39 protein-coding genes are annotated in these 24,946 nt (G+C 46.3%); 4 read left to right on the plus strand and 35 right to left on the minus strand.

Going from position 1 to position 24,946, the window contains the following annotated elements; translation table 11 throughout:
* Nucleotides 1-5: 5 nt before the first annotated feature.
* The 4 genes from AC6I8U_RS14650 to cobA form a co-directional block, all read right to left on the minus strand.
* Nucleotides 6-1,730 (minus strand): SLC13 family permease, encoded by a 1,725-nt coding sequence (locus AC6I8U_RS14650; protein ID WP_498017257.1) that lies wholly within the window; start codon nt 1,728-1,730, stop codon nt 6-8.
* 79 nt (nt 1,731-1,809) lie between these two features.
* A complete protein-coding gene (cysN, locus tag AC6I8U_RS14655) occupies nt 1,810-3,222 on the minus strand; it encodes a sulfate adenylyltransferase subunit CysN (protein ID WP_498017258.1) in 1,413 nt (470 codons plus the stop codon).
* A gap of 18 nt (nt 3,223-3,240) precedes the next feature.
* Entirely contained in the window at nt 3,241-4,149 is a 909-nt protein-coding gene (gene cysD, locus AC6I8U_RS14660; protein ID WP_042478708.1) for a sulfate adenylyltransferase subunit CysD, read from the minus strand.
* A gap of 83 nt (nt 4,150-4,232) precedes the next feature.
* Nucleotides 4,233-5,108, minus strand: a complete 876-nt coding sequence (gene cobA, locus AC6I8U_RS14665) for a uroporphyrinogen-III C-methyltransferase (protein ID WP_498017259.1) — start codon at nt 5,106-5,108, stop codon at nt 4,233-4,235.
* Nucleotides 5,109-5,427: 319 nt separating this feature from the next.
* On the opposite strand from cobA, the gene cpdB reads away from it, so the two are divergent.
* Both cpdB and AC6I8U_RS14675 read left to right on the plus strand, forming a co-directional pair.
* Entirely contained in the window at nt 5,428-7,389 is a 1,962-nt protein-coding gene (gene cpdB, locus AC6I8U_RS14670; RefSeq protein WP_498017260.1) for a 2',3'-cyclic-nucleotide 2'-phosphodiesterase, read from the plus strand.
* 114 nt (nt 7,390-7,503) lie between these two features.
* The gene (locus tag AC6I8U_RS14675) at nt 7,504-7,956 is read left to right on the plus strand and encodes a GNAT family N-acetyltransferase (protein WP_498017261.1); all 453 of its coding nucleotides are present in this window, start codon (nt 7,504-7,506) and stop codon (nt 7,954-7,956) included.
* Between the two features lie 33 nt (nt 7,957-7,989).
* Here the strand turns inward: AC6I8U_RS14675 and AC6I8U_RS14680 are convergent, their stop codons facing one another.
* The gene (locus tag AC6I8U_RS14680; protein WP_252014634.1) at nt 7,990-8,586 is read right to left on the minus strand and encodes a LysM-like peptidoglycan-binding domain-containing protein; all 597 of its coding nucleotides are present in this window, start codon (nt 8,584-8,586) and stop codon (nt 7,990-7,992) included.
* 211 nt (nt 8,587-8,797) lie between these two features.
* Here AC6I8U_RS14680 and bamJ point away from each other — a divergent pair, with 211 nt between their 5' ends.
* Nucleotides 8,798-9,421: a BamJ family beta-barrel-assembly machinery protein gene (gene bamJ, locus AC6I8U_RS14685; RefSeq protein ID WP_042478697.1), complete on the plus strand. Its 624-nt coding sequence runs from the start codon at nt 8,798-8,800 to the stop codon at nt 9,419-9,421.
* Nucleotides 9,422-9,515: 94 nt separating this feature from the next.
* A complete protein-coding gene (locus tag AC6I8U_RS14690; RefSeq protein WP_498017262.1) occupies nt 9,516-9,983 on the plus strand; it encodes a DUF2780 domain-containing protein in 468 nt (155 codons plus the stop codon).
* A 100-nt stretch (nt 9,984-10,083) separates the two neighbouring features.
* Here AC6I8U_RS14690 and rplQ read toward each other — a convergent pair whose 3' ends face one another.
* The 30 genes from rplQ to AC6I8U_RS14840 form a co-directional block, all read right to left on the minus strand.
* A complete protein-coding gene (gene rplQ, locus AC6I8U_RS14695) occupies nt 10,084-10,470 on the minus strand; it encodes a 50S ribosomal protein L17 (RefSeq protein WP_031493230.1) in 387 nt (128 codons plus the stop codon).
* Between the two features lie 26 nt (nt 10,471-10,496).
* On the minus strand, nt 10,497-11,489 hold the full coding sequence (locus tag AC6I8U_RS14700) for a DNA-directed RNA polymerase subunit alpha (RefSeq protein ID WP_042478691.1): 993 nt from the start codon (nt 11,487-11,489) through the stop codon (nt 10,497-10,499).
* A gap of 24 nt (nt 11,490-11,513) precedes the next feature.
* Nucleotides 11,514-12,134 carry a 30S ribosomal protein S4 gene (gene rpsD, locus AC6I8U_RS14705; protein ID WP_042478689.1) on the minus strand — a complete coding sequence of 207 codons (621 nt, stop codon included), beginning with the start codon at nt 12,132-12,134 and terminating at the stop codon, nt 11,514-11,516.
* Nucleotides 12,135-12,161: 27 nt separating this feature from the next.
* Nucleotides 12,162-12,551, minus strand: coding sequence for a 30S ribosomal protein S11 (gene rpsK, locus AC6I8U_RS14710; protein WP_001118870.1), 390 nt, complete (start codon nt 12,549-12,551; stop codon nt 12,162-12,164).
* An 18-nt stretch (nt 12,552-12,569) separates the two neighbouring features.
* On the minus strand, nt 12,570-12,926 hold the full coding sequence (gene rpsM, locus AC6I8U_RS14715; protein WP_005450559.1) for a 30S ribosomal protein S13: 357 nt from the start codon (nt 12,924-12,926) through the stop codon (nt 12,570-12,572).
* Nucleotides 12,927-13,074: 148 nt separating this feature from the next.
* Nucleotides 13,075-13,191, minus strand: a complete 117-nt coding sequence (gene rpmJ / locus AC6I8U_RS14720) for a 50S ribosomal protein L36 (RefSeq protein ID WP_042478686.1) — start codon at nt 13,189-13,191, stop codon at nt 13,075-13,077.
* Between the two features lie 39 nt (nt 13,192-13,230).
* Nucleotides 13,231-14,565 carry a preprotein translocase subunit SecY gene (secY, locus tag AC6I8U_RS14725; RefSeq protein ID WP_234494643.1) on the minus strand — a complete coding sequence of 445 codons (1,335 nt, stop codon included), beginning with the start codon at nt 14,563-14,565 and terminating at the stop codon, nt 13,231-13,233.
* Nucleotides 14,566-14,585: 20 nt separating this feature from the next.
* Nucleotides 14,586-15,020 carry a 50S ribosomal protein L15 gene (gene rplO, locus AC6I8U_RS14730; RefSeq protein ID WP_498017263.1) on the minus strand — a complete coding sequence of 145 codons (435 nt, stop codon included), beginning with the start codon at nt 15,018-15,020 and terminating at the stop codon, nt 14,586-14,588.
* Nucleotides 15,021-15,025: 5 nt separating this feature from the next.
* Nucleotides 15,026-15,202 (minus strand): 50S ribosomal protein L30, encoded by a 177-nt coding sequence (gene rpmD, locus AC6I8U_RS14735; RefSeq protein WP_004410429.1) that lies wholly within the window; start codon nt 15,200-15,202, stop codon nt 15,026-15,028.
* A gap of 7 nt (nt 15,203-15,209) precedes the next feature.
* Complete coding sequence (gene rpsE / locus AC6I8U_RS14740; protein ID WP_042478682.1) at nt 15,210-15,710, minus strand: 30S ribosomal protein S5; 501 nt, start codon at nt 15,708-15,710, stop codon at nt 15,210-15,212.
* Between the two features lie 14 nt (nt 15,711-15,724).
* A complete protein-coding gene (gene rplR / locus AC6I8U_RS14745) occupies nt 15,725-16,078 on the minus strand; it encodes a 50S ribosomal protein L18 (protein ID WP_038228845.1) in 354 nt (117 codons plus the stop codon).
* 9 nt (nt 16,079-16,087) lie between these two features.
* Nucleotides 16,088-16,621 carry a 50S ribosomal protein L6 gene (rplF, locus tag AC6I8U_RS14750; RefSeq protein ID WP_042478679.1) on the minus strand — a complete coding sequence of 178 codons (534 nt, stop codon included), beginning with the start codon at nt 16,619-16,621 and terminating at the stop codon, nt 16,088-16,090.
* 12 nt (nt 16,622-16,633) lie between these two features.
* Nucleotides 16,634-17,026 (minus strand): 30S ribosomal protein S8, encoded by a 393-nt coding sequence (gene rpsH, locus AC6I8U_RS14755; protein ID WP_006075574.1) that lies wholly within the window; start codon nt 17,024-17,026, stop codon nt 16,634-16,636.
* Between the two features lie 29 nt (nt 17,027-17,055).
* Nucleotides 17,056-17,361 carry a 30S ribosomal protein S14 gene (gene rpsN, locus AC6I8U_RS14760; RefSeq protein WP_004398460.1) on the minus strand — a complete coding sequence of 102 codons (306 nt, stop codon included), beginning with the start codon at nt 17,359-17,361 and terminating at the stop codon, nt 17,056-17,058.
* 17 nt (nt 17,362-17,378) lie between these two features.
* On the minus strand, nt 17,379-17,918 hold the full coding sequence (gene rplE / locus AC6I8U_RS14765; RefSeq protein WP_006075572.1) for a 50S ribosomal protein L5: 540 nt from the start codon (nt 17,916-17,918) through the stop codon (nt 17,379-17,381).
* Nucleotides 17,919-17,942: 24 nt separating this feature from the next.
* Complete coding sequence (rplX, locus tag AC6I8U_RS14770; protein WP_042478676.1) at nt 17,943-18,260, minus strand: 50S ribosomal protein L24; 318 nt, start codon at nt 18,258-18,260, stop codon at nt 17,943-17,945.
* Between the two features lie 11 nt (nt 18,261-18,271).
* Nucleotides 18,272-18,643, minus strand: a complete 372-nt coding sequence (gene rplN / locus AC6I8U_RS14775; RefSeq protein ID WP_006075569.1) for a 50S ribosomal protein L14 — start codon at nt 18,641-18,643, stop codon at nt 18,272-18,274.
* A 160-nt stretch (nt 18,644-18,803) separates the two neighbouring features.
* The gene (gene rpsQ / locus AC6I8U_RS14780; RefSeq protein WP_042478674.1) at nt 18,804-19,058 is read right to left on the minus strand and encodes a 30S ribosomal protein S17; all 255 of its coding nucleotides are present in this window, start codon (nt 19,056-19,058) and stop codon (nt 18,804-18,806) included.
* Nucleotides 19,058-19,249, minus strand: coding sequence for a 50S ribosomal protein L29 (gene rpmC / locus AC6I8U_RS14785; RefSeq protein ID WP_004736737.1), 192 nt, complete (start codon nt 19,247-19,249; stop codon nt 19,058-19,060). Before rpmC ends, rpsQ begins: the two co-directional genes overlap by 1 nt.
* Nucleotides 19,249-19,659, minus strand: coding sequence for a 50S ribosomal protein L16 (rplP, locus tag AC6I8U_RS14790; protein WP_006075723.1), 411 nt, complete (start codon nt 19,657-19,659; stop codon nt 19,249-19,251). The genes rpmC and rplP overlap by 1 nt, the downstream gene beginning before the upstream one ends.
* 11 nt (nt 19,660-19,670) lie before the next feature.
* Nucleotides 19,671-20,369: a 30S ribosomal protein S3 gene (gene rpsC, locus AC6I8U_RS14795; protein ID WP_112481252.1), complete on the minus strand. Its 699-nt coding sequence runs from the start codon at nt 20,367-20,369 to the stop codon at nt 19,671-19,673.
* Nucleotides 20,370-20,385: 16 nt separating this feature from the next.
* Nucleotides 20,386-20,718 (minus strand): 50S ribosomal protein L22, encoded by a 333-nt coding sequence (gene rplV / locus AC6I8U_RS14800; RefSeq protein WP_042478670.1) that lies wholly within the window; start codon nt 20,716-20,718, stop codon nt 20,386-20,388.
* A gap of 10 nt (nt 20,719-20,728) precedes the next feature.
* Nucleotides 20,729-21,007 carry a 30S ribosomal protein S19 gene (gene rpsS / locus AC6I8U_RS14805; protein ID WP_031495622.1) on the minus strand — a complete coding sequence of 93 codons (279 nt, stop codon included), beginning with the start codon at nt 21,005-21,007 and terminating at the stop codon, nt 20,729-20,731.
* A gap of 19 nt (nt 21,008-21,026) precedes the next feature.
* On the minus strand, nt 21,027-21,851 hold the full coding sequence (gene rplB / locus AC6I8U_RS14810; RefSeq protein WP_042478666.1) for a 50S ribosomal protein L2: 825 nt from the start codon (nt 21,849-21,851) through the stop codon (nt 21,027-21,029).
* Between the two features lie 15 nt (nt 21,852-21,866).
* Nucleotides 21,867-22,169 carry a 50S ribosomal protein L23 gene (gene rplW / locus AC6I8U_RS14815; protein WP_042478664.1) on the minus strand — a complete coding sequence of 101 codons (303 nt, stop codon included), beginning with the start codon at nt 22,167-22,169 and terminating at the stop codon, nt 21,867-21,869.
* Nucleotides 22,166-22,768 (minus strand): 50S ribosomal protein L4, encoded by a 603-nt coding sequence (rplD, locus tag AC6I8U_RS14820; RefSeq protein WP_042478663.1) that lies wholly within the window; start codon nt 22,766-22,768, stop codon nt 22,166-22,168. Before rplD ends, rplW begins: the two co-directional genes overlap by 4 nt.
* A gap of 16 nt (nt 22,769-22,784) precedes the next feature.
* Nucleotides 22,785-23,414 (minus strand): 50S ribosomal protein L3, encoded by a 630-nt coding sequence (gene rplC, locus AC6I8U_RS14825; RefSeq protein WP_234494644.1) that lies wholly within the window; start codon nt 23,412-23,414, stop codon nt 22,785-22,787.
* 14 nt (nt 23,415-23,428) lie between these two features.
* Nucleotides 23,429-23,740: a 30S ribosomal protein S10 gene (gene rpsJ, locus AC6I8U_RS14830; protein ID WP_031495630.1), complete on the minus strand. Its 312-nt coding sequence runs from the start codon at nt 23,738-23,740 to the stop codon at nt 23,429-23,431.
* A gap of 372 nt (nt 23,741-24,112) precedes the next feature.
* The gene (gene bfr / locus AC6I8U_RS14835) at nt 24,113-24,589 is read right to left on the minus strand and encodes a bacterioferritin (RefSeq protein WP_042478657.1); all 477 of its coding nucleotides are present in this window, start codon (nt 24,587-24,589) and stop codon (nt 24,113-24,115) included.
* An 81-nt stretch (nt 24,590-24,670) separates the two neighbouring features.
* Nucleotides 24,671-24,859: a (2Fe-2S)-binding protein gene (locus tag AC6I8U_RS14840; protein ID WP_498017264.1), complete on the minus strand. Its 189-nt coding sequence runs from the start codon at nt 24,857-24,859 to the stop codon at nt 24,671-24,673.
* Nucleotides 24,860-24,946: the final 87 nt, after the last annotated feature.

Genomic DNA, 24,946 nt, shown 5'->3' on the forward strand with positions numbered 1-24,946 from the left:
CGCCGTTAAAAGGGAAAAAAGTATGGGATCAAGGCCAACACCAGTACCGAGTAAACGATAGAGATAGGAATGCCAATCCGCATGTAATCTTTAAGTTGATAGTTTCCAACGCTATACACCAATAGGTTGGTTTGATACCCGTAAGGGGAGACAAAGCTCGCGCTCGCGCCAAACAGCACCGCCATGATAAAAGGCATAGGATCGACGCCATAGGCGACAGACATGCTGTATCCAATCGGAAACGCGAGTGCGGCAGCCGCATTATTGGTCACCAGCTCAGTCAGTAAAAGCGTCACTAAGTAAGTAGCCACTAACGCTCCAAATACTCCCCAACCGTTGAACATCTCGATGAACATATCCCCCATACGCTCTGAGAGACCGGTCGAAATCATCAGCTGCGCAATAGAGAGTGCAGAGCCAACAATCACCACAATATCCGTAGGAAAACGGCGACGAAGCTCGCCAAGGTTCACAATACCAAACGCCAAAACGGCAATGAGGTACAGGGCCAAACCTTTAATGATGGGTAACACGTTAGTAAGTGCTAACGCAATCACAGCGACAAACCCAAGCAGAACATAGCTAGACTTTGCGAGGTCGAGTTTAGCGCTCGAATCTAGGTCATTGACCAAGACAAATTCTTTGCGATGTTGGCGGCGAAGCGATTCAAAACGCTTACCCGGTGCCAACACAAGCGTATCGCCCGCTTGCAAAATGATATTGCCCAATCCGCCTTCGAGACGTTCATGTCCACGGCGAACCGCAACGACGACCGCATCAAAACGATCCCGAAATTGACTCGACTTTAGTGTGGTATTGCAAAACGTCGCGGATGAGCTAACAACGACTTCCAGCAAGTTCTGGCCATTTAGGTGATGCTGACCAAAGAAGGTTAAACCGGTGATTTCTTGCAGAGTCGCAACGCTTTCTACATCACCACAAAACAGCAGTCGGTCTTTCGCTTCAAGAACAAAATCAGGCCCGACTGACGCCAGCGTCTCGCCGCCTCTAACCACTTCTGCTAAGAACAGCTTACGCAGCGCTCTTAAATTATTTTCAGCGATGCTGCGCCCAACTAGCGGCGAGCCAGGCTCGACTCTCGCCTCCAAGAAGTAAGGTAAATCATCTTGGTTAGTATCGTCATAGTTTGGCAGCAAATAGCTCAGTGGAATAAGCACCAAAACGCCACCAATAAGCACACTCAAACCAATCCAAGTCGGCTCGAAGAATCCAAGGCTTGGCAAACCTACGTCTTCAACAAAGCTGTTGATAATCAGGTTGGTCGAGGTACCGATTAAGGTTAGTGTGCCACCTAAAATCGCTGCATAAGATAGTGGAATCAGAAGCTTAGAAGGTGCGTGACGTTGATTACGTTTTATCGCGCCAATAAGTGAGACCACAACAGCCGTATTATTGGTGAACGAAGAAAGTAGTGCGGTTGATATGCCAAGTTTCGCAACCACCGCGCCCAAACGCCCTGTGGCAATCGAGCGGCTAACCCAACTAATAAGGCGCGTTTTCTCCAAGGCTGCCGACGATAAGATCAGTAGCACCAAGGTCAATAGCGATGAATTAGTATAGTTACTGGCAACTGCATTGATGTCTATCATGCCAGCAATAAACGCCAAAAACGCAGCGCCCGCAAAAATGAGGCTCGGTTTAATCTGGGTAGCTATCAAGCACGTGATGATAGACATCAGCAAAGCTAGCACCACTCCTTGTTCCCACATGACCTCGTTCCTTATTCACTGCGTCGCTACGTTGTATAATTGGGCACAGTTAAACACTAGAGCCCTTTCTTTGATGTGGTTATATTTTTGCGTCCCACTCTGGGAAGTGTTTCATGATGAGCGCTTTCAATTCGTTCTCGAATGCCCCCATACGCTCTTGTGGTGAACGTTGCTCCTCAGCCAGAGCTTCACGAACCAGACCTGCACCGACCGTTACATTGGTCAAACGGTCAATCACGATAAAGCCGCCCGTATCTTGAACCGAGTCATAGCTATCCACTGCTACTGCTTCTGTAAGTGACCACTCACATAAACCAATACCGTTCAGTGGCAATGACTCTGACTCAAAGGACTTGAGCGAGTTGATATCGTACTGATGACGAATCGCGTCTAATTGTCCCTGCGTTTTCTTACCAGCAATCTTGATGTCATAACTGCGACCTGCAGCTAGAGGTTCATCTGTCATCCAAACCACATCTGCAAGCAAGCGATTCGATGATGCGACTCGCGACTCTTGCTTAACAATCAAATCACCACGACTGATATCAATCTCATCCGTCAGCGTTAGTGTCACAGCTTGACCGGCGAATGCACGAGGCAAGTCACCATCAAACGTCACAATGCGCTCTACCTTGGACGTTTTGCCTGAAGGTAGCGCCTTGATTTCATCACCAACGCGGATCTCACCAGAGCCAATCGTGCCAGCAAAACCTCGGAAATCGAGATTTGGACGGTTGACATACTGCACAGGGAAACGGAATTCACCTTGCTGTTTGCCTTGGTCGATATCTACTTTCTCAAGCAAGTCGAGCAAAGGTTCACCTTGGTACCAGCTCATCTTGTCACTGAGATCCACCACATTGTCACCCTCAAGCGCAGAGATCGGGATCATTTGAATATCGATGTCTTTGCCTAGGTTTTCCGAGAATGTTAGGTACTCATCACGGATTTCTTCATAGCGCTGCTGTGAATAATCAACCAAGTCCATTTTGTTTACGGCCACGATAAAGTGTTTAAGACCAAGCAGGCTGGAAATAAACGAGTGACGACGAGTTTGGTCGAGTACACCTTTACGTGCATCAATTAAGATCACCGCGAGATCACAGGTCGATGCACCTGTAGCCATGTTACGCGTGTACTGCTCGTGCCCTGGTGTATCGGCAATGATGAACTTACGTTTCTGGGTCGAGAAGTAGCGGTATGCTACGTCAATCGTGATACCTTGTTCACGCTCTGCCTGCAAGCCATCTACCAGCAATGCCAAGTCTGGCTTTTCACCTGTGGTACCCACACGCTGGCTGTCAGAGTGTACGGCCGCTAGTTGATCTTCATAAATTTGCTTTGAGTCGTGGAGCAAGCGACCAATTAAGGTACTTTTGCCATCATCCACTGAGCCACACGTTAAGAATCGAAGTAACGATTTGTACTGGTGCTGACTCAGGTAACCTTCAATACCGAGTTCGGCAAGTTGTGCTTCTACTGCGCTGTTCATAATCTGTTCCTTCGATCCTTAAAAGTATCCTTGACGTTTCTTAAGCTCCATCGATCCTGACTGATCGTGGTCGATCGCTCGTCCTTGTCGCTCACTAGACGTTGCAACGAGCATTTCTTCGATAATTCCCGTGAGCGTGGTGGCTTCCGATTCGATAGCACCGGTTAATGGATAGCAGCCAAGTGTTCTAAAGCGCACGCTCTTATGCTCAACCGTTTCATCCGGGCCAATCTCCATGCGCTCGTCATCCACCATGATCAACATGCCATCGCGCTCTACTACAGGGCGAGGCGCCGCAAGGTATAATGGAACGATTTCAATACCTTCTAGCAGGATGTATTGCCAGATATCGAGCTCAGTCCAGTTAGAGAGAGGGAAGACACGAATGCTCTCACCCTTGTTAATTTGACCGTTATAGGTTTTCCAAAGCTCTGGACGCTGGTTCTTTGGATCCCATGTATGGTTTTTGTCGCGGAATGAGTAAACACGCTCTTTGGCACGAGATTTCTCTTCATCACGACGTGCACCACCAAATGCGGCATCAAAACCATATTTGTTGAGCGCCTGCTTGAGACCTTGGGTCTTCATAATGTCAGTGTGTTTCGATGAACCGTGCACAAATGGGCTACATCCCATAGCTAGACCCTCTGGGTTCTTGTGCACCAAAAGCTCGAATCCGTAGTTCTTTGCTGTACGGTCGCGAAATTCAATCATCTCTTTGAACTTCCAGTCTGTATCGACGTGCAGCAATGGGAACGGGATTTTGCCTGGATAAAACGCTTTGCGCGCAAGGTGCAGCATCACCGAAGAGTCTTTACCGATAGAGTACATCATGACGGGATTATCAAATTCCGCCGCGACCTCGCGGATAATATGGATGCTTTCCGCTTCCAGCTGTTTAAGGTGTGTGAGTCTTTCTTGGTCCATGAGTTGTGCTTCCTTTGTTCATGTTGACGTGACTTGGCCAACACACGACTGATTTAGAATGAAAACAGGCTTTACGCTTTGGTTTAAGCCCTAATACTTTGTAATGCTTCAACTTGGCTTGGTGTTGCACTTCCTTTACCAAACCAAGAGAGTTCATCGGCCAAAGACACCACCTCACCAACCACAATGAGCGATGGTGATTGAGCCTCTTTTGCCATGTCAGGTAATGTTGCAAGTGTGCCGCGAAGCACCTTTTGGGTTGCTTGTGTCCCACGCTCGATAATCGCGACAGGCACATTTTGACTGCGACCATGCTTAATTAGCTGAGATTGAATGTACTCTGATTTCATCAACCCCATATAGATAACTAAGGTCTGGTTGCCACGAGCCAGCGTCGACCAATCCATATCGTCGCTATCAGGCTTAAGGTGACCGGTGACAAACAGCGCCGACTGCGCGTAATCACGGTGCGTTAGAGGTATGCCTGCGTATGCTGTTGCACCCGCTGCTGCGGTAATACCAGGGACGACTTGGAATCGGATACCAGCTTCAGCTAATACCTGTAGCTCTTCGCCACCACGACCAAACACAAATGGATCGCCGCCTTTGATGCGCACAACCTTGTGACCGCTCTCGGCAAACTCCACAAGAAGCTGATTGGTTTTTTCTTGAGGCACGCTGTGGTGACCTGCTCGCTTGCCAACACAGACCAAAATGGTGCTGTCCGGAACGAGAGCCATGATTTCTTCAGACACAAGGTAGTCGTAAAGTACAACATCGGCTTGCTGTAGTAGGTTTAAGGCTTTAAGAGTGAGAAGTTCAGGATCACCGGGCCCTGCACCAATAAGGGCTACCTCACCTTTGCTGAGCTGAGACTTAGGGAGCTTCGGCTTATCTTGGCTGCTAACCAGAGTTGGAGTGGCTACCTTGCCCTGCTGGTTAGTTGTAGTTGGGTTCATAATGACAATCCTTCGCTTATCGAATGATGGCATTATGACCACTCGCCTATATTACTTGAAATTCTAAAATTTCATTTTTTATTCCAAAAGTCACTAAAGGAATCATTTTCTTAGCGATTGAGTTCAAAATTTGAACGCATTTGATATCTAAAACCTGAATCGATTCTAGTCTTAAAGATAAAGCTGGGATGCGCCTATCAGAACCCCAACAGGCATCAGTCGCAGATCACATTTTTACGTTAATAGAAACATTTCTTACATAACAAATTGATACACTTGGCAAGTTTTTGAATCACCCTCTAATGTGAAGGATATGAAGATGAAAGTGGCAGTCAAACCTATTTCTATCGCTGTTCTAGGCGGCATGCTTGTGATGGCAGGCCCAGCGATGGCAGACGAGATCAAACTTCGAATTATCGAAACAACCGATATTCATACTAACGTCATGGACTATGACTACTACAAAGATAAACCGTCTCAAAAAATCGGTCTGACTCGTGCTGCTACTTTGGTTAAAGAAGCTCGTGGCGAAGTCATCAACAGTGTTTTAGTCGATAACGGTGACCTCATTCAGGGTAGCCCTATGGGCGACTACATGGCATCGAAAGGCATTAAGCCTGGCGAGATCCATCCAGTTTATAAGGCAATGAACCAACTGGATTATGATGTTGGTAATATTGGTAACCACGAGTTCAACTATGGACTAGAGTTCCTCAACACCACAATTGAGGGAGCAAACTTTCCGTACATTAGCGCTAACGTTTTTGACAAAAAAACGGGAGAGCACTATTTCAAGCCTTACCTAATCAAGACTCACACATTTAAAGATACCGACGGAAACATGCACGACGTTAAAGTCGGTTACATTGGCTTTGTACCACCTCAAATCATGGTCTGGGATAAAAAGAACCTAGAGGGTAAAGTGTTTGCAGAAGACATCAAAGAAACGGCTGAGAAGCTCGTTCCTCAGATGAAAAAAGAAGGTGCGGATATTATCGTCGCGATCCCACATTCTGGTGTCTCTAGCGATCCATACAAAGCAGGCGCAGAAAACTCAACGTATTACTTGTCTGAAGTTGAAGGGATCGACGCAATCGCATTTGGTCACTCTCACGCCGTCTTCCCGGGTAAAGGATTTGATAACATCCAAGGCGTCGATAACGAAAAAGGCACCATCAATGGCGTAGCCGCTGTGATGCCAGGCCGATGGGGCAGCCACGTCGGTGTCATGGATCTGGTACTAGAACAAGATGGCGACAGCTGGAAAGTCGCTGATGCGCAAACAGAGGCTCGCCCTATTTTCGATGCTGTTAACAAGAAATCTCTCGCGGAAGCAGACAAAGGCATCGTAGATGCAGTGAAGGGCGATCACAGTGCGACGCGTGACTTCGTGAACCAACCTATCGGCAAAGCTAACGACGTCATGTACAGCTTCTTGGCACTTGTTCAGGACGACCCTACCGTTCAAATAGTAAACCTTGCACAGAAAGACTACGTTGAAACTATGATTCAAGGCGATCCAGATCTTGATGGTCTACCTGTTCTTTCTGCTGCCGCACCTTTTAAAGCGGGCGGTCGTAAAAACGACCCTGCAAACTTTACCGAGGTTGAATCAGGTCAGCTAACATTCCGTAACGCGGCGGACTTGTATCTGTACCCGAACACACTTGTGGCACTGAAAGTCACGGGTAAAGAAGTGAAAGAGTGGCTAGAGTGCTCGGCAGGACAGTTTAAACAAGTCGATGCGAACTCAGATAAGCCTCAGGCACTGATCGACTGGGATGGCTTCCGTACCTATAACTTCGACGTCATGGATGGCGTTGAATACCAAATCGATGTGACGCAACCAGCGCGCTATGACGGTGACTGTAAGCTATTAAACGAAAACAGCGAGCGTATCGTCGGCCTGACCTATCAAGGTAAGCCTATCGATATGAAGCAAACCTTCATTATTGCGACAAACAACTACCGTGCCTACAGCAACAAGTTTCCAGGCACAGGTAGCGACTTTATCGCTTTTGACTCTCCAGATGAAAACCGTTCTATCGTAGCGAACTACATCTCGAAAGTGAGCAAAGAGAAGGGTGAAGTAACACCAAGTGCAGACAACAACTGGTCGTTCGCGCCAATTACGACAGACGTCGCGCTAGATGTTCGATTTGAAACCTCACCATCAGACAAAGCGGCACAGTTCATCAATGACAAAGGTCAGTACCCAATGAAGAAGGTCGCGACCGATGAAGTGGGCTTTGCGGTATACCAAATCGACTTGAAGAAGTAACCGATAGCTTAGAGAAACTAGCCACGCTGTATGCGTGGCTTTTTTATTGGACTCGGTTTAGTCTACAGCTATAAATAAATGTTCGCTTTAAACCGTTAAAAAGAGAAATGAATCATGACAATCTGGAAGACTAAAACTTTCTCTGAGCTCACTACCATTGAACTGTATGAGTTACTCAAATTGCGTGTCGACGTATTTGTGGTTGAGCAAACCTGTCCTTATCCAGAGCTGGATAACAAAGACCAAGCAGAAGGTGTGCATCACTTACTGGGTTATGAAGACAATGAGCTGATAGCTTGTGCCCGCTTGCTGCCCAAAGGGACGACTTACGACCAAGTCAGCATAGGGCGCGTAGCAACCAAACAGACCCATCGAGGCGGCGGATTAGGGCATGACTTATTGGTTGAAGCGAAACGCGAGTGTCAAGGTCTGTGGCCGAATGAGAGCATCCAAATTGGCGCACAGTCGCATCTGCAGGACTACTATTCCAAACATGGCTTCAGTGTCTGCTCAGAAGAGTATCTAGAAGACGACATTCCTCATATTGATATGAGGTTATTGAAATAATTAAGGGGCGAATTCGCCCCTTTTGCATCCATTCTATTTACTGCGGCCAAAGCCTCCATCAGAGAGACGGAAGAACATGATCGATTGGTCGCCCCGCTCTATCTGCAAAATATCTAGGCTCCCCTCTTGGTTGAACTTAAAGCGTATCAACTGACCTTGTTTAATCCGGCTGAGTGGCTTGTCACTGCCTTCTATGCGGGCAAGGGCGTTTAAATCCGCCATAGGTAGCTGATTGGTTCGAAAGACGCGCGCTAGCGTGTCACCCTTTTTAACAGTGTACTCTCTCCAATCCGTCTCCACCAACTCTTCTACGTTGGCTTGGGAAGGCTGTTCACTTAGCGAGGCGGTATTGACGCTCACGGCGACACGTTGATTTGCTGGCGTTACCTGAGGTGTGTCTGCTTTTTGACTCGGCAGAAACAAAAGTACGATGACAATTGGGACGAGGACGCTCAAAATTCTTCGGTGCAGGCGCGGTAATTGAGTCCAAAGTCCTTTTGCCTTATCTCGAATTTCGGACAGTCGAGAGGTATCAATCTTCTTAAGGCGAGAGAAGTCGAGCGCTTGCCACTTATCTTTCAGCACTTGAACGTGGTCAACTTTTTGCTTTTTACGGTGACGACGATTCATTCCCATTTATCTCCTACTACACAACCGTCTCAGTTTAAGAAAACCTGCGTTGAGAGTATAGAAAAATCGCAGGTGTCCTATTTTATAACCGCCTAATGTCACAAGTTTAACAACGAATGCGAATTAATTGGTAAAAGTTAGTTAGAGCGTTTCGGTTTGTAGCCAGAACTGGTATTCTTTCGTCTTCATTCGAATAGCAAGAGAGACCGTCATGTCTGACGTGAAATTAGAAACTGTAGAACAGAAAGCAAGCTATGGTATTGGTCTGCAAATGGGCCAACAGCTTGCAGGTAGCGGCCTTGAAGGTCTAAACGTAGACGCAATCGCTAAAGGCATTGCAACTGCACTTACTGGTGACATGCCAGAAATCGAAATCGACGAAATCAACAACGCACTGCAAGAGCTACACACTCGCGCAGAAGCAGTTCGTCAAGAAGCAGCAAAAGCTGCAGCAGCTGACGGTGAAGCGTTCCTAAAAGACAACGCACTTCGCCCAGAAGTAACAGTTCTTGAGTCTGGTCTTCAATACGAAGTTATCACTGAAGGTACTGGCGAAATCCCATCTGCAGACAAAACTGTACGTGTTCACTACCACGGTGAACTAACAGACGGTACTGTATTCGACAGCTCTGTATCTCGCGGTCAACCAGCTGAGTTCCCTGTAACTGGCGTAATTAAAGGTTGGGTTGAAGCACTTCAACTAATGCCTGTAGGTTCTAAGTGGAAACTATACATCCCTCAAGACCTAGCATACGGTGAACGTGGCGCAGGCGCAGCGATTCCTCCGTTTGCAGCACTAGTATTCGAAGTTGAGCTACTAGACATCATCGCTTAATCTCAGCTCTGATACGCTATTTTTAAAAGCAGTGACTCGTCACTGCTTTTTTATTGTCTAATCTTAACGGGTATACAATAAAATGGACGGTATCATGAGAACAATTCTAGCCCTTTCTACGGCACTATTAATTTCAGTTCCTACCCACGCGGCACTTAATCTCTCTGGTGTATCCGCAGACGACGCAAACAGCTTACTCTCTAGTGCAAACTCTATGATGGAAGCGAAAGACTCACCAGTCGTGAATGACCTGGTAAATGACCTATCTATCTCGCCGGAACAAGCTACAACAGGTGTAGGTGCACTACTGTCACTTGCGCAAAGCTCATTAGGTTCTGAGCAGCAGAGTGAACTCACCTCACTCATCCCAGGCATGGATTCGCTGACGAGTAGCGGTCTTTTATCTTCAATACAGGATATGGATAGTGTGAAGAGCGCATTCTCATCAGTGGGTCTCGACCCTACAATGGTTTCACAATTCGCGCCAGTAGTGTTGGATTACCTAGGTTCGCAGGGAGCGAGCTCTGGGTTGATGGACTCTCTGACTTCCTTGTGGCAGTAAAAGGAATCACAGCCGTAATCACAGATCAATAACACGAATTTCAGATAGCAAAAAGCCGAGCATAAATGCTCGGCTTTTTTAGTTCTACGAACTTTACTGATTACTCAGCAGCAGCTTCTTCAGATGCTTCTGGGCGATCAACTAGCTCAATGTAAGCCATTGGAGCTTTATCGCCAGCACGGAAGCCAGCTTTTAGGATACGAGTGTAACCGCCCTGACGAGCAGCAAAACGTGGACCTAGTTCGTTGAATAGTTTCGCAACTACTTCGTTATCACGAGTACGTGCAAATGCTAGACGACGGTTAGCAACACTGTCAGTCTTAGCTAGTGTAATCAAAGGCTCAACTACGCGACGTAGCTCTTTTGCTTTAGGCAATGTAGTCTTGATTACTTCATGACGTACAAGAGAGCTAGCCATATTGCTGAACATCGCTTTGCGATGGCTGCTGTTGCGGTTGAGTTGACGACCACTCTTACGATGGCGCATGACCTAATCCTTCTAACTAGTATCGATTAATCTTCAGCGATAGACGCTGGTGGCCAGTTTTCTAGGCGCATGCCCAGAGAAAGACCACGTGATGCAAGTACGTCTTTAATCTCAGTAAGAGATTTTTTACCAAGGTTTGGCGTTTTAAGTAGCTCAACCTCAGTACGCTGTACAAGATCACCGATGTAGTGAATCGCTTCTGCTTTTAGACAGTTAGCAGAGCGAACTGTTAGTTCAAGATCGTCTACAGGACGCAGTAGAATAGGATCGAACTCCGGCTTCTCTTCCTTCTCCTCAGGAACACGTACATCACGAAGATCTACGAACGCATCCAATTGCTCAGCTAGAATAGTAGCTGCGCGACGGATAGCTTCCTCAGGTTCTAGAGTACCGTTCGTTTCCATATCGATAACGAGCTTGTCTAGGTCAGTACGTTGCTCAACACGTGCCGCTTCTACAGCGTAGGCAATTTTGTCTACTGGGCTGTAAGTTGCGTCAACTAGCAAACGACCGATTGGACGCTCATCTTCTTCAGTATGGATACGAGCTGAAGCTGGAACATAACCACGACCACGTTCAACTTTGATTCGCATAGAAATCTCAGCGTTGTCATCAGTTAGGTGACAAATAACGTGTTCTGGGTTAGCGATCTCTACATCACCATCATGGGTGATGTCACCTGCAACAACAGGGCCTGAGCCTGATTTGTTTAGTGTAATAAACACTTCATCTTTGCCTTCAGCAACGCGAACAGCAAGACCTTTCAGGTTAAGAAGAATCTCAAGGATATCTTCTTGTACACCTTCTTTAGTGCTGTACTCGTGCAGAACGCCTTCGATTTCAACTTCAGTCACTGCACAACCTGGCATTGACGAAAGCAAAATACGGCGAAGCGCATTACCTAGAGTGTGACCAAAGCCACGCTCTAATGGCTCAAGAGTTACTTTTGCGTGTGTCGTGCTAACTTGTTCGATGTCAACAAGACGTGGCTTAAGAAATTCTGTTACAGAACCCTGCATTGTGTCCTCTCTTTAGTTTAAACCTTACTTAGAGTAAAGCTCGACGATCAAGTGTTCGTTAATGTCAGCAGATAGATCTGAACGCTCAGGCATACGCTTGAATGTACCTTCCATCTTGCCAGCATCTACTTCAATCCAAGTTGGTTTTTCGCGTTGTTCAGCAACTTCTAGAGCCGCTTTAATACGAGCTTGCTGTTTAGCTTTCTCGCGGATAGAAACAACGTCGTTAGCCGTAATTTTGAATGAAGGAACGTTTACAACATTACCGTTAACTAGGATAGCTTTGTGGCTAACTAGCTGACGTGCTTCTGCGCGAGTTGCACCAAAGCCCATGCGGTAAACTACGTTATCTAGACGACCTTCAAGAAGCTGAAGTAGGTTTTCACCAGTGTTGCCTTTAAGGCGAGCTGCTTCTTTGTAGTAGTTACGGAATTGTTTTTCTAGAACGCCGTAGATACGACGAACTTTTTGCTTCTCACGAAGCTGAACGCCATACTCAGATAGACGACCGCGACGAGCGCCGTGTACACCTGGTGCGTTATCGATTTTACACTTGGTATCGATCGCGCGTACGCCTGACTTAAGGAATAAGTCTGTACCTTCGCGACGGCTAAGCTTCAGCTTAGGACCCAAATATCTTGCCATGATTCTTCTCCAATTATCCTAGAAACGTTATACGCGACGTTTCTTAGGTGGACGACAACCGTTATGAGGGATTGGTGTCGCGTCAACGATGTTCGTGATGCGGAAACCAGCAGCGTTCAGTGCACGAACAGTAGATTCGCGACCTGGACCTGGACCCTTAACCATAACTTCCAAGTTCTTTAGACCGTATTCTTTAGCCATTTCAGCACAACGCTCAGCAGCAACCTGTGCAGCGAACGGAGTAGACTTACGAGAACCACGGAAACCTGAACCACCTGCAGTAGCCCATGCTAGAGCGTTACCTTGACGGTCAGTAATGGTTACGATTGTGTTATTGAAAGAAGCATGGATGTGCGCAACGCCATCTGCAACTTGCTTGCGTACGCGCTTACGAGCGCGAGTTGGTTGTTTAGCCATTGTACTCTACCTTCCCGATTATTTCTTGATCGGCTTACGCGGACCCTTACGGGTGCGAGCGTTGGTTTTAGTACGCTGTCCACGTAGTGGTAGACTGCGACGATGACGAAGACCACGGTAACAGCCAAGGTCCATAAGACGCTTGATGTTCATTGATACTTCACGACGTAGATCACCTTCTACAGTGTACTTAGCTACACCATCACGCAGTTGATCGATCTGCTCTTCAGTTAGTTCACTGATCTTAACATCTTCAGCAATACCCACTTCAGCTAGGATAGCTTGAGAGCGAGTTTTACCGATGCCGTAGATCGCAGTTAGTGCGATTACAGCGTGTTTCTGATCAGGAATGTTAATGCCTGCTATACGGGCCATTATTCACTCCTAGTGTTTCTTAAAAAGAATAGCCGCAGCAAAGCCCGTTATGGATACGCTGCGGAGTGCTACTTCTTTTGCACGCAAAAGGTAGGCCGAGGAATATACTCGACCATACCTTATATTTCAAGTAAAAATTTCTGCTTAATTAGCCTTGGCGCTGCTTGTGCTTTGGCTCACTGCTACAGATAACACGCACAACACCGTTGCGCTTGATAACTTTACAGTTACGGCAGATTTTTTTAACGGAAGCACGAACTTTCATTGCTAAACTCCGTAGATGAAATCTGAAACTACCGCCGAATTAACGGCCGTAACCTTTCAGATTTGCTTTCTTCAACACAGAATCATACTGTTGTGACATCAGATGAGTCTGTACCTGTGCCATAAAGTCCATAATTACTACCACTACGATAAGTAGTGAAGTACCGCCGAAGTAGAAACGTACGTTCCACGCGACCATCATGAACTCGGGAATCAGACAGATAAAGGTAATATATAGAGCACCCGCTAGGGTTAGTCTAGTCATTACTTTATCGATGTATTTCGCTGTCTGCTCACCTGGGCGGATGCCGGGTACGAATGCACCTGACTTCTTCAAGTTATCTGCTGTTTCACGCGGATTGAAAACAAGAGCCGTGTAGAAGAAACAGAAGAAAATAATCGCTGCTGCATAAAGCATTACATACAACGGTTGACCTGGGCTAAGAGCCAATGACACGTCAGTTAACCAACCGAACGCGCTGCTCTCACCATTCTGACCAAACCACTGAGCCAGTGTTCCTGGGAACAGGATAATGCTTGAAGCAAAAATTGCTGGAATAACACCTGCCATGTTGATTTTCAACGGTAGGTGTGTGCTTTGTGCTGCGAAAACCTTACGGCCTTGTTGGCGCTTAGCGTAGTTAACGACGATACGACGTTGACCACGTTCCATAAACACCACAAAGTAAATCACAGCGAAAGCAAGTACAGCAATCAACAACAGAAGAAGTACGTGCAGTTCACCTTGACGCGCTTGCTCGATTGTTTGACCGATTGCCGAAGGCAATCCAGCAACAATACCTGCAAATATTAGAATGGAAATACCATTACCAATTCCACGCTCTGTAATTTGTTCACCTAACCACATTAGGAACATGGTACCAGTTACTAAACTTACGGTTGCAATTAGCGTAAACATGGTTTGGTCGATAACGACCAGATTATTGACCATGTTTGGAAGGCCAGTTGCGATACCTATTGCCTGGAATGTTGCAAGTACAAGCGTACCATAACGCGTATATTGGCTAATCTTACGACGCCCTGCCTCACCCTCTTTCTTGAGTTCGGCTAACGCTGGATGAACTACCGTTAGCAACTGGACAACAATCGACGCCGAAATATACGGCATGATGCCCAGTGCTAAAATAGATGCACGCTCTAATGCACCACCGGAGAACATGTTAAACATTTCTACGATGGTACCTTTTTGCTGTTCGAACAAATCGGCAAGTACAGCTGCGTCAATACCAGGGATCGGCACAAAAGAGCCGGCGCGGAACACTAAAAGTGCGCCTATCACGAATAAAAGTCTAGACTTAAGTTCGTTTAAGCCATTCTTTGCACTACTAAAATCTTGTCCTGGTTTCTTAGCCATCTGTACCTCATCCCTCGAGATTATTCCTCGATTTTACCGCCTGCAGCTTCGATTGCAGCTTTAGCGCCTTTAGTCACGCGTAGACCTTTAACAGTCACAGCTTTGTTGATTTCACCTGAAAGAACAACTTTAACAAATTCGATGTTCTTAGTGATAACGTTAGCTGCTTTAAGGCTGCTTAGGTCAACAACGTCACCAGTTACTTTCGCTAGCTCAGCTAGACGAACTTCAGCAGACACTAGGCTCTTACGAGAAGTGAAACCGAACTTAGGTAGACGCTGTTTCAAAGGCATTTGACCGCCTTCAAAACCTGGACGAACACTGCCGCCAGAACGTGATTTTTGACCTTTGTGACCACGGCCACCAGTTTTACCTAGGCCAGAACCGATACCACGACCTACGCGCTTCTTAGAAGGCTTAGAACCCGCAGCCGGTGATAGAGTATTCAAACGCATTCTGATTACTCCTCAACTTTAACCATGTAGTAAACCTTGTTGATCATACCGCGAACGCACGGAGTATCTTCAAGTTCTACTGTGTGGTTGATTTTACGAAGGCCAAGACCTTTAAGACACGCTTTGTGCTTAGGTAGGCGACCAATTGAGCTCTTAGTTTGAGTTACTTTGATAGTTGCCATGGTGTTCTTACTCCGAAATAGATTCAACAGTTAGACCACGTTTAGCAGCAACCATTTCTGGTGACTTCATGCTACCTAGAGCGTCGATCGTTGCACGAACGATGTTGATAGGGTTCGTAGAACCGTATGCTTTAGATAGTACGTTGTGTACACCTGCAACTTCTAGTACTGCACGCATCGCACCACCTGCGATAACACCCGTACCTTCTGCTGCTGGCTGCATGTAAACTTTAGAGCCAGAGTGGCGACCTTTCACCGGGTGGTGAAGAGTGCCTTCGTTAAGCGCGATCGTAGTCATGTTACGACGTGCTTTTTCCATTGCTTTTTGAATCGCAGCAGGTACTTCACGAGCTTTGCCGTAACCGAAACCTACACGACCGTTACCGTCACCAACTACTGTTAGTGCAGTGAAGCTCATGATTCGACCACCTTTAACCGTCTTAGAAACACGGTTAACGGCGATTAGCTTTTCTTGCAAATCACTAGCTTGTTGTTGTTCTTTAGCCATCTTCCAACCCTACCTTAGAATTTCAGACCAGCTTCGCGAGCAGATTCTGCTAGCGCCGCTACTCGACCGTGGTATTGGAAACCAGAACGATCGAATGCAACAGCAGATACGCCTTTCTCAAGCGCGCGCTCAGCAACAGCTTTACCTACTGCTTTAGCTGCATCGATGTTACCAGTACTCTTAACTTCTTCACGAATTGCTTTTTCTACCGTAGAAGCGGCTGCGATTACTTCAGAGCCGTTCGCTGCGATTACTTGAGCGTAAACGTGACGAGGAGTACGGTGTACTACTAGGCGAGTTGCACCCAGTTCTGCAATCTTACGACGTGCACGTGTAGCACGACGGATGCGAGATGCTTTCTTATCCATAGTGTTACCTTACTTCTTCTTAGCTTCTTTAGTACGCACATTTTCATCTGCGTAACGAACACCTTTACCTTTGTAAGGCTCAGGCTCACGGTAAGAACGAATGTCAGCTGCAACTTGACCAACTAGTTGCTTATCACAACCAGTAATGATGATCTCAGTTTGGCTTGGACATTCAGCTTTAATACCCGCTGGCAACTCGTGCTCAACTGGGTGAGAGAAGCCTAGTGTTAGACCTACAGCGTTGCCTTTGATAGCAGCACGGTAACCAACACCTTTAAGAGTTAGCTTCTTAGTAAAGCCTTCAGTAACACCAACAACCATGTTGTTAACTAGTGCACGTGCAGTACCTGCCTGTGCCCATGCGTTAGCAACACCGTCGCGAGGACCGAAAGTAAGGTTGTTCTCTTCTTGCGCAATAACTACAGCGTTGTTTAGAACGCGAGTTAGTTCGCCTTTAGCGCCTTTAACAGTCACTTCTTGACCGTTAAGTTTCACCTCTACGCCAGCTGGAATAGCGACAGGTGCCTTAGCAACACGAGACATAATCTACTCCTATTAAGCTACGTAACAGATGATTTCACCGCCAAGACCTGCTTTACGAGCAGCGCGGTCTGACATCAGACCCTTGGAAGTAGAAACAACAGCAATACCCAAACCGCCCATCACAGTTGGTAGCGAGTCTTTGTTTTTGTAGACACGCAGACCAGGACGTGAAACACGTTTGATTTGCTCAATTACAGGTTTCGCTTGGAAGTACTTAAGAGTAACTTCTAGCTCTGGTTTTGCTTCGCCTTCAACAGCGAAGTCAACGATGTAACCTTCAGCTTTCAGTAGTGCAGCAATTGCAACTTTAAGCTTTGAAGAAGGCATTTTAACAGCAACTTTGTTTGCTGCTTGACCGTTACGAATGCGGGTCAGCATATCCGAAATCGGATCTTGCATGCTCATACGATTTACTCCAAATGATTAAGTGGCAATTACCAGCTAGCCTTACGAAGTCCAGGAATCTCGCCTTTCATGCAAGCTTCACGAACTTTGATACGGCTTAGACCGAACTTACGTAGGTAACCGTGTGGACGACCAGTTTGGTTACAACGGTTGCGCTGACGTGATGCACTTGAATCACGTGGAAGAGATTGCAGCTTAAGAACTGCATTCCAACGATCTTCTTCAGATGCGTTTACATCGCTGATGATAGCTTTTAGAGCTGAGCGCTTTTCAGCAAACTTAGCTACTAGCTTCGCGCGTTTTGCTTCGCGCGCTTTCATTGATTGTTTAGCCATAACAGTAACCCTTCACCTTACTTACGGAATGGGAAGTTAAAGGCAGCCAGCAGAGCTCGGCCTTCCTCATCGTTTGCAGCAGACGTCGTAATAGTGATGTCTAGGCCACGAACACGGTCTACTTTATCGTAGTCGATTTCCGGGAAGATGATTTGCTCGCGAACGCCCATGCTGTAGTTACCGCGTCCGTCAAAAGACTTAGCGCTAACGCCACGGAAGTCACGTACACGTGGAAGTGCGATAGAGATTAAACGCTCTAAAAATTCCCACATACGTTCGCCACGCAAGGTTACTTTACAACCAATTGGGTAGCCTTCACGAATTTTGAAACCTGCAACAGATTTACGCGCTTTAGTGATAAGAGGCTTTTGACCAGAGATCGTTGCCATATCAGCTGCTGCGTTTTCTAGCAGTTTCTTATCGTTGATTGCTTCACCAACGCCCATGTTTAGGGTGATTTTCTCAATCCTAGGGACTTGCATGACGCTTGAGTAGTTGAATTGTTTGGTCAATTCAGCAACTACAGACGACTTGTAGTAATCATGCAGTTTCGCCATAGTAGAACTCCAAATTACTTTCTATTAGTTAGAAACAGTTTCGCCGTTAGACTTGAAGAAACGAACTTTCTTGCCATCTTCGATACGGAAACCGATGCGGTCAGCTTTACCAGTAGCCGCGTTAAAGATTGCAACGTTAGAAGCGTCAATTGCTGCTTCTTGCTCAACGATGCCACCTTGTTGACCTAGAGCCGGTTGTGGCTTTTGGTGCTTCTTAACAAGGTTGATACCTTCAACGATAACTTTACCAGTTGCTAGAACCTTAGTTACTTTACCTTTCTTGCCTTTATCTTTACCAGCAAGAACGATTACTTCGTCATTACGACGGATTTTAGCTGCCATTTTATAGCTCCTTACAGTACTTCAGGTGCTAGTGAAACAATTTTCATGAATTTCGCGTTACGAAGTTCACGAGTCACTGGACCAAAGATACGTGTGCCGACTGGTTGCTCAGTAGTGTCGTTCAACAATACACAAGCATTACGGTCGAAGCGAATGACAGAACCGTCTGGACGACGTACGCCTTTACGGGTGCGAACTACTACCGCCTTCAGAACATCACCTTTTTTAACTTTACCGCGAGGAATTGCTTCTTTCACAGTAACTTTGATGATGTCGCCGATGTGTGCGTAACGACGGTGTGAGCCACCCAGAACCTTAATACACATTACCTTGCGCGCGCCAGAGTTATCTGCTGCGTCAAGTGTACTTTGCATTTGGATCATTGTTAGTGCTCCGCTAAATATTAAAAACTAGACCCTCTCGGGTCGGGCTGCCTCTTTAAAGGGACGCGAATTGTACCACCCTTTTTTGTGATTGGGTAGACAAAAAATAAGCGGCCCCAAAAATAATTTGGAGCCGCTTGATTTCGCTATAGAAAAACGATTAAATTTTCGCTTTTTCTACGATGCTTACCAAAGTCCAAGACTTAGTCTTAGACAGTGGACGGCACTCACGAACTTCAACAGTGTCGCCAATGCCACACTCGTTGTTTTCGTCATGTGCGTGTAGTTTAGTCGTACGCTTTACGAATTTACCGTAAATTGGGTGTTTAACCATGCGTTCGATTGCAACAACAATAGACTTGTCGCCTTTGTTGCTAATTACACGACCTAGTTGAGTACGGATTTGTTCGCTCATTATGCGCCTGCCTTCTCAGTCAAAACAGTTTTCACACGTGCGATATCACGGCGTACAGCTTTTAGAGTATGAGTTTGCTGAAGCTGACCAGTTGCAGCTTGCATGCGCAAGTTGAACTGTTCACGTAGCAAATTCAAAAGCTCAGCGTTAAGCTCTTCAACGTTTTTTTCGCGTAGATCTTGTGCTTTCATCACATCACCTGCTTAGTTACAAATGTAGTTTTGAACGGCAGTTTGCGAGCCGCTAGGCGGAACGCTTCACGTGCCAACTCTTCAGGTACACCGTCCATTTCGTACATAACCTTACCAGGTTGGATTTGGGCTACCCAGTACTCAACGTTACCTTTACCCTTACCTTGACGAACTTCTAGTGGTTTTTCTGTGATAGGCTTGTCTGGGAATACACGAATCCAGATTTTACCTTGACGCTTAACGTGACGCGTCATTGCACGACGAGCCGCTTCGATCTGACGAGCAGTAAGACGACCACGACCAACAGCCTTAAGACCGAATGTGCCGAAGCTTACGTCTGTACCTTTAGCTAGACCACGGTTGCGACCAGTCTGAACCTTACGGAACTTAGTACGTTTAGGTTGTAGCATCTGTCGACTCCTTACTTACGGCCTTTGCGCTGCTTCTTAGGCTTATCGCCTTTTGGCTCTACAGCGTTAGCTGCTGGCATACCGCCTAGAATCTCACCTTTGAAGATCCAAACTTTAATGCCGATCACACCGTATTGAGTGTGAGCCGAAGAAGTTGCGTAATCAATGTCAGCACGTAGAGTGTGTAGAGGCACACGGCCTTCACGGTACCACTCAGAACGTGCGATTTCAGCGCCGCCTAGACGACCACTTACTTCCACTTTGATACCTTTAGCGCCAAGACGCATAGCATTTTGTACCGCACGCTTCATAGCACGACGGAACATAACACGACGCTCAAGTTGAGACGCGATGCTATCAGCCACAAGTTGGCCGTCTAGCTCAGGCTTACGTACTTCAGCGATGTTAATTTGCGCTGGTACACCTGCGATTTTAGCTACAGCTGCGCGTAGCTTCTCAACGTCTTCACCTTTCTTACCGATAACAACGCCAGGACGAGCAGTGTGAATAGTCACACGGATGCTCTTAGCTGGACGCTCGATAACGATACGTGAAAGAGACGCTTTTGCTAGTTCCTTAGTAAGGAACTGACGTACCTTGAAGTCGCCGTCTAGGTTGTCAGCGAAATCTTTGGTGTTAGCAAACCATGTAGCATTCCAAGGCTTAACGATGCCAAGACGAATACCATTAGGATGTACTTTCTGACCCATTGCTTATCTCCTAGTCTTAAGCGTCTGCAACAACAACAGTGATGTGGCAAGAACGCTTCAAGATACGGTCGGCACGGCCTTTAGCACGAGGCATAATACGCTTCATGATAGGGCCTTCATCTACGAAGATTTTTGCGACTGAAAGATCGTCGATATCTGCACCTTCGTTGTGTTCCGCATTCGCGATTGCTGATTCAAGAACTTTCTTAACTAGTTCAGCAGCTTTTTTGTTGCTGAAAGTTAGTAGTTCAAGAGCTTGATCCACGCTTTTACCGCGGATTTGGTCTGCAACTAAGCGAGCTTTCTGTGGAGAAATACGAGCAAAGTTATGTTTAGCGATAGCTTCCATCATCTACTCCTTATTTCTTCTTAGCTTTCTTATCCGCAGCGTGGCCACGGTAAGTGCGAGTTGGTGCAAATTCACCCAGTTTATGACCGATCATTTCTTCGGTAACGAAAACTGGTACGTGCTGACGACCATTATGGACAGCGATGGTCAAACCAATCATTGATGGGATGATCATTGAACGACGGGACCAAGTCTTAACAGGCTTTTTGTCTCCGCTTTCCACCGCTTTCTCTACCTTCTTCAGCAAGTGTAGGTCAATAAAAGGACCTTTCTTGAGAGAACGTGGCATGGCGATTCCTCTTTATAGATTACTTGTTACGACGACGTACGATGTACTTGTCAGTGCGCTTGTTCTTACGAGTCTTAAAGCCTTTAGTTGGCTGACCCCAAGGAGATACTGGGTGACGGCCACCAGAAGTACGACCTTCACCACCACCGTGTGGGTGGTCTACCGGGTTCATTACCACACCGCGAACGGTTGGACGAACACCGCGCCAGCGGCTAGCACCAGCTTTACCTAGTTCACGTAGCATGTGCTCAGCATTACCAACTTCACCGATTGTTGCACGGCCTTCTGATAGTACTTTGCGCATTTCGCCAGAACGTAGGCGTAGAGTTACATATGCACCATCGCGAGCGATGATTTGTGCGTATGCACCTGCAGAACGAGCAATTTGTGCACCTTTACCAGGCTTAAGTTCAACACAGTGTACTGTAGAACCTACTGGGATGTTGCGCATCGGCAGAGTGTTACCTGCTTTGATAGGCGCATCAACACCAGACTGGATAGAGTCACCCGCTTGGATGCCTTTTGGTGCAATGATGTAGCGACGCTCACCGTCTGCGTACAGAACTAGAGCGATGTTTGCGCTACGGTTTGGATCGTATTCTAGGCGCTCAACTTTCGCTGGGATGCCATCTTTAGTACGTTTGAAGTCAACCAAACGGTAGTGATGTTTGTGACCACCACCAATGTGACGTACTGTGATACGACCGTTGTTGTTACGACCACCGTTCTTAGAGTTTTTCTCTAGAAGTGGAGCGTAAGGCTTACCTTTGTGAAGGTCAGCGTTAACAACTTTAACTACGTGACGACGACCAGGGGAAGTCGGCTTACATTTAACAATAGCCATTGTTTAACTCTCCTGTTATTCCGCACCGCCAACGAAGTCAAGATCTTGACCTTCCGCCAGAGTCACATACGCCTTCTTAACGTCGCTGCGGCGACCTTGACGTAGACCTTGACGCTTAGTCTTACCCTTAAGAACAAGAGTATTTACAGTCTTAACTTCAACTTCAAATAGCTTTTCTACAGCTGCTTTGATCTCTTTCTTAGTTGCATCTTTAGCTACTTTGAAAACGATAGTGTTCGCTTTCTCAGCTGCCATAGTTGCTTTTTCAGAGATGTGCGGAGCACGTAGAACTTTTAGGATACGCTCTTCAGTGATCATGCTAGCATCTCCTCAACTTGTTTAACTGCAGCAGCAGTAATAACAACTTTGTCGAACGCGATTAGAGAAACTGGGTCAATACCAGCTACGTCACGTGCGTCAACTTTGTATAGGTTACGAGCAGCTAGGAATAGATTCTCATCTACTTCGCTAGTCACGATTAGCGCATCTGTAAGCTCAAGCTCTTTAAGCTTAGCTACAAGCTCTTTAGTTTTTGGAGCTTCTACAGAGAAGTTATCAACAACGATTAGACGCTCTTGACGAACTAGCTCAGAAAGAATGCTCTTCATAGCACCGCGGTACATTTTCTTGTTAACTTTTTGGCTGTGATCTTGTGGTTTCGCAGCAAAAGTAACACCACCTGTACGCCAGATTGGGCTACGAATTGTACCAGCACGTGCACGGCCAGTACCTTTTTGACGCCATGGCTTAGCGCCACCGCCAGATACTTCAGAACGAGTCTTTTGAGCGCGAGTACCTTGACGAGCACCTGCTGCATACGCAACAACTACTTGGTGTACTAGAGCTTCGTTGAAGTCACGTCCGAAAGTAGTCTCGGAAACAGTTAGTGCATCAGCACCTTTAACCATCAATTCCATTACTTACTCCTAGACGTTAAGCTTTAATAGCTGGTTTAACGATCACGTTGCCGCCTGTTGAGCCTGGTACTGCACCTTTGATAAGAAGCAGATTGCGCTCAGCGTCAACACGTACGATCTCTAGGTTTTGAGTCGTTACACGCTCAGCACCCATGTGACCTGCCATTTTTTTGCCTTTAAATACGCGACCTGGAGTTTGGCACTGACCAATTGAACCCGGAGCACGGTGAGACAAAGAGTTACCGTGAGTAGCATCTTGAGTAGAGAAGTTCCAACGCTTAACAGCGCCTTGGAAACCTTTACCTTTAGAAGTACCAGTAACGTCTACTTTTTTAACGTCGTTGAATAGTTCTACGTTTAGCTCAGCGCCAACTTCAAACTCTTCGCCGTTTTCCAAACGGAATTCCCAAAGACCGCGACCTGCTTCAACACCTGCTTTCGCAAAGTGGCCAGCTTCTGGCTTAGAAACACGACTAGCTTTCTTAGCACCTGCAGTTACCTGGATTGCTGCATAACCGTCTGCTTCAAGTGTACGTACTTGAGTTACACGGTTCGCTTCAACCTCAACAACTGTTACAGGGATAGAAACGCCTTCTTCGGTAAAAATGCGGGTCATACCCACTTTACGTCCGACTAGACCAATCATTCTTCTAATCTCCCTTAACCTAGGCTGATTTGAACATCAACGCCAGCAGCAAGATCAAGACGCATTAGAGCGTCAACAGTTTTGTCTGTTGGCTCAACGATGTCGATCAAACGCTTGTGAGTACGGATTTCGTACTGGTCACGTGCATCTTTGTTGACGTGTGGAGAGATAAGAACAGTGAAACGCTCTTTACGAGTAGGTAGTGGAATTGGACCACGAACCTGTGCGCCGGTACGCTTAGCTGTTTCAACGATTTCCGCAGTTGACTGGTCGATTAGTTTATAATCGAAAGCCTTTAGGCGGATACGAATACGTTGGTTCTGCATGAGACAGAGCTCCAATAATTAAAAATTACACAAACAATATCGCCACTCATACTCGCGAAGGCGAGAGAATGCCGATTGATTTATGTGAAACCGTAGCACTCTAATTGAGCGCATTGTCAGCTAATTTTCGATTCACTCATCTGCTAAGCAGAGAGTCAATTGTATTAACCGCGAACATAAGCTGAGTCTACGTTACTAAGCACCTTGCCGAGGCAATTTGCTTACTCCTCTTTGCTCATTGGTTCACAACTGAACTAAGTCAGTGGGCGGTATTATACAGATCACAAAACGGGATGCAATAGGTGGGGGAAAATTAAACGAATTTTGTTTTAAGGCCTAGTGGCTTGATACTAGGCCCTAGATTTTAGTGTCCTACTCTTCATCGACAAACTGAGCTTGTAGGTAGTTTTCGATCCCTACTTTCTCGATGAGTCCAAGTTGAGTTTCGAGCCAATCAACGTGTTCCTCTTCATCATTTAAGATGTCCTGGAATAAGTCTCGAGACACAAAGTCTCGTGTATCTTCAGCGTAGGCAATAGCATCCTTTAAGTCAGGGATTGCTATCATTTCCAGTTTTAAATCACATTCGAGCATCTCTTTGGTGTCTTCACCAATCATCAGTTTCCCTAGATCTTGGAGATTAGGAAGCCCTTCGAGAAACAAGATACGCTCTATGAGATGGTCAGCATGTTTCATCTCATCGATAGATTCGTGATATTCCTTATCAGCTAGGTGCTTTAAGCCCCAGTCTTTGTACATTCTTGCGTGTAGGAAGTATTGATTGATAGCAACGAGTTCGTTGCCGAGAATTTTGTTGAGATGTTGAATGATGATTGGATCGCCTTTCATGACAAAGCCCTCCTCTTTGGCTCACTATTAACTGTAGAACCAATTGGGGAGGTGTCAAAGCAACCTGGCGAAGGTTTTGGGTTAGCTTACTTTTGCAAGCTGCAACGCCTGTGTTTCACTTAGGATTTCTTTTGCTTGTTTGACGCATTTACCACATTGAGAGCCAAGAGACGTGCACTTTCTGATAGTACGCATATCACTGATGCCCTCTTCTAGAGCAAGCTTACGCAATTTTTTATCAGAGATGCCGTGGCATAAACAAACAAACATAAAACAACCTTTCACAATTCACGGAGTAGAATATAAACGAGAATTGTTAGCATTACCAGTGCTATTTTTACCTAAATTTACGTAGTT

It is taken from the genome of Vibrio sp. KUL80, assembly GCF_059725495.1.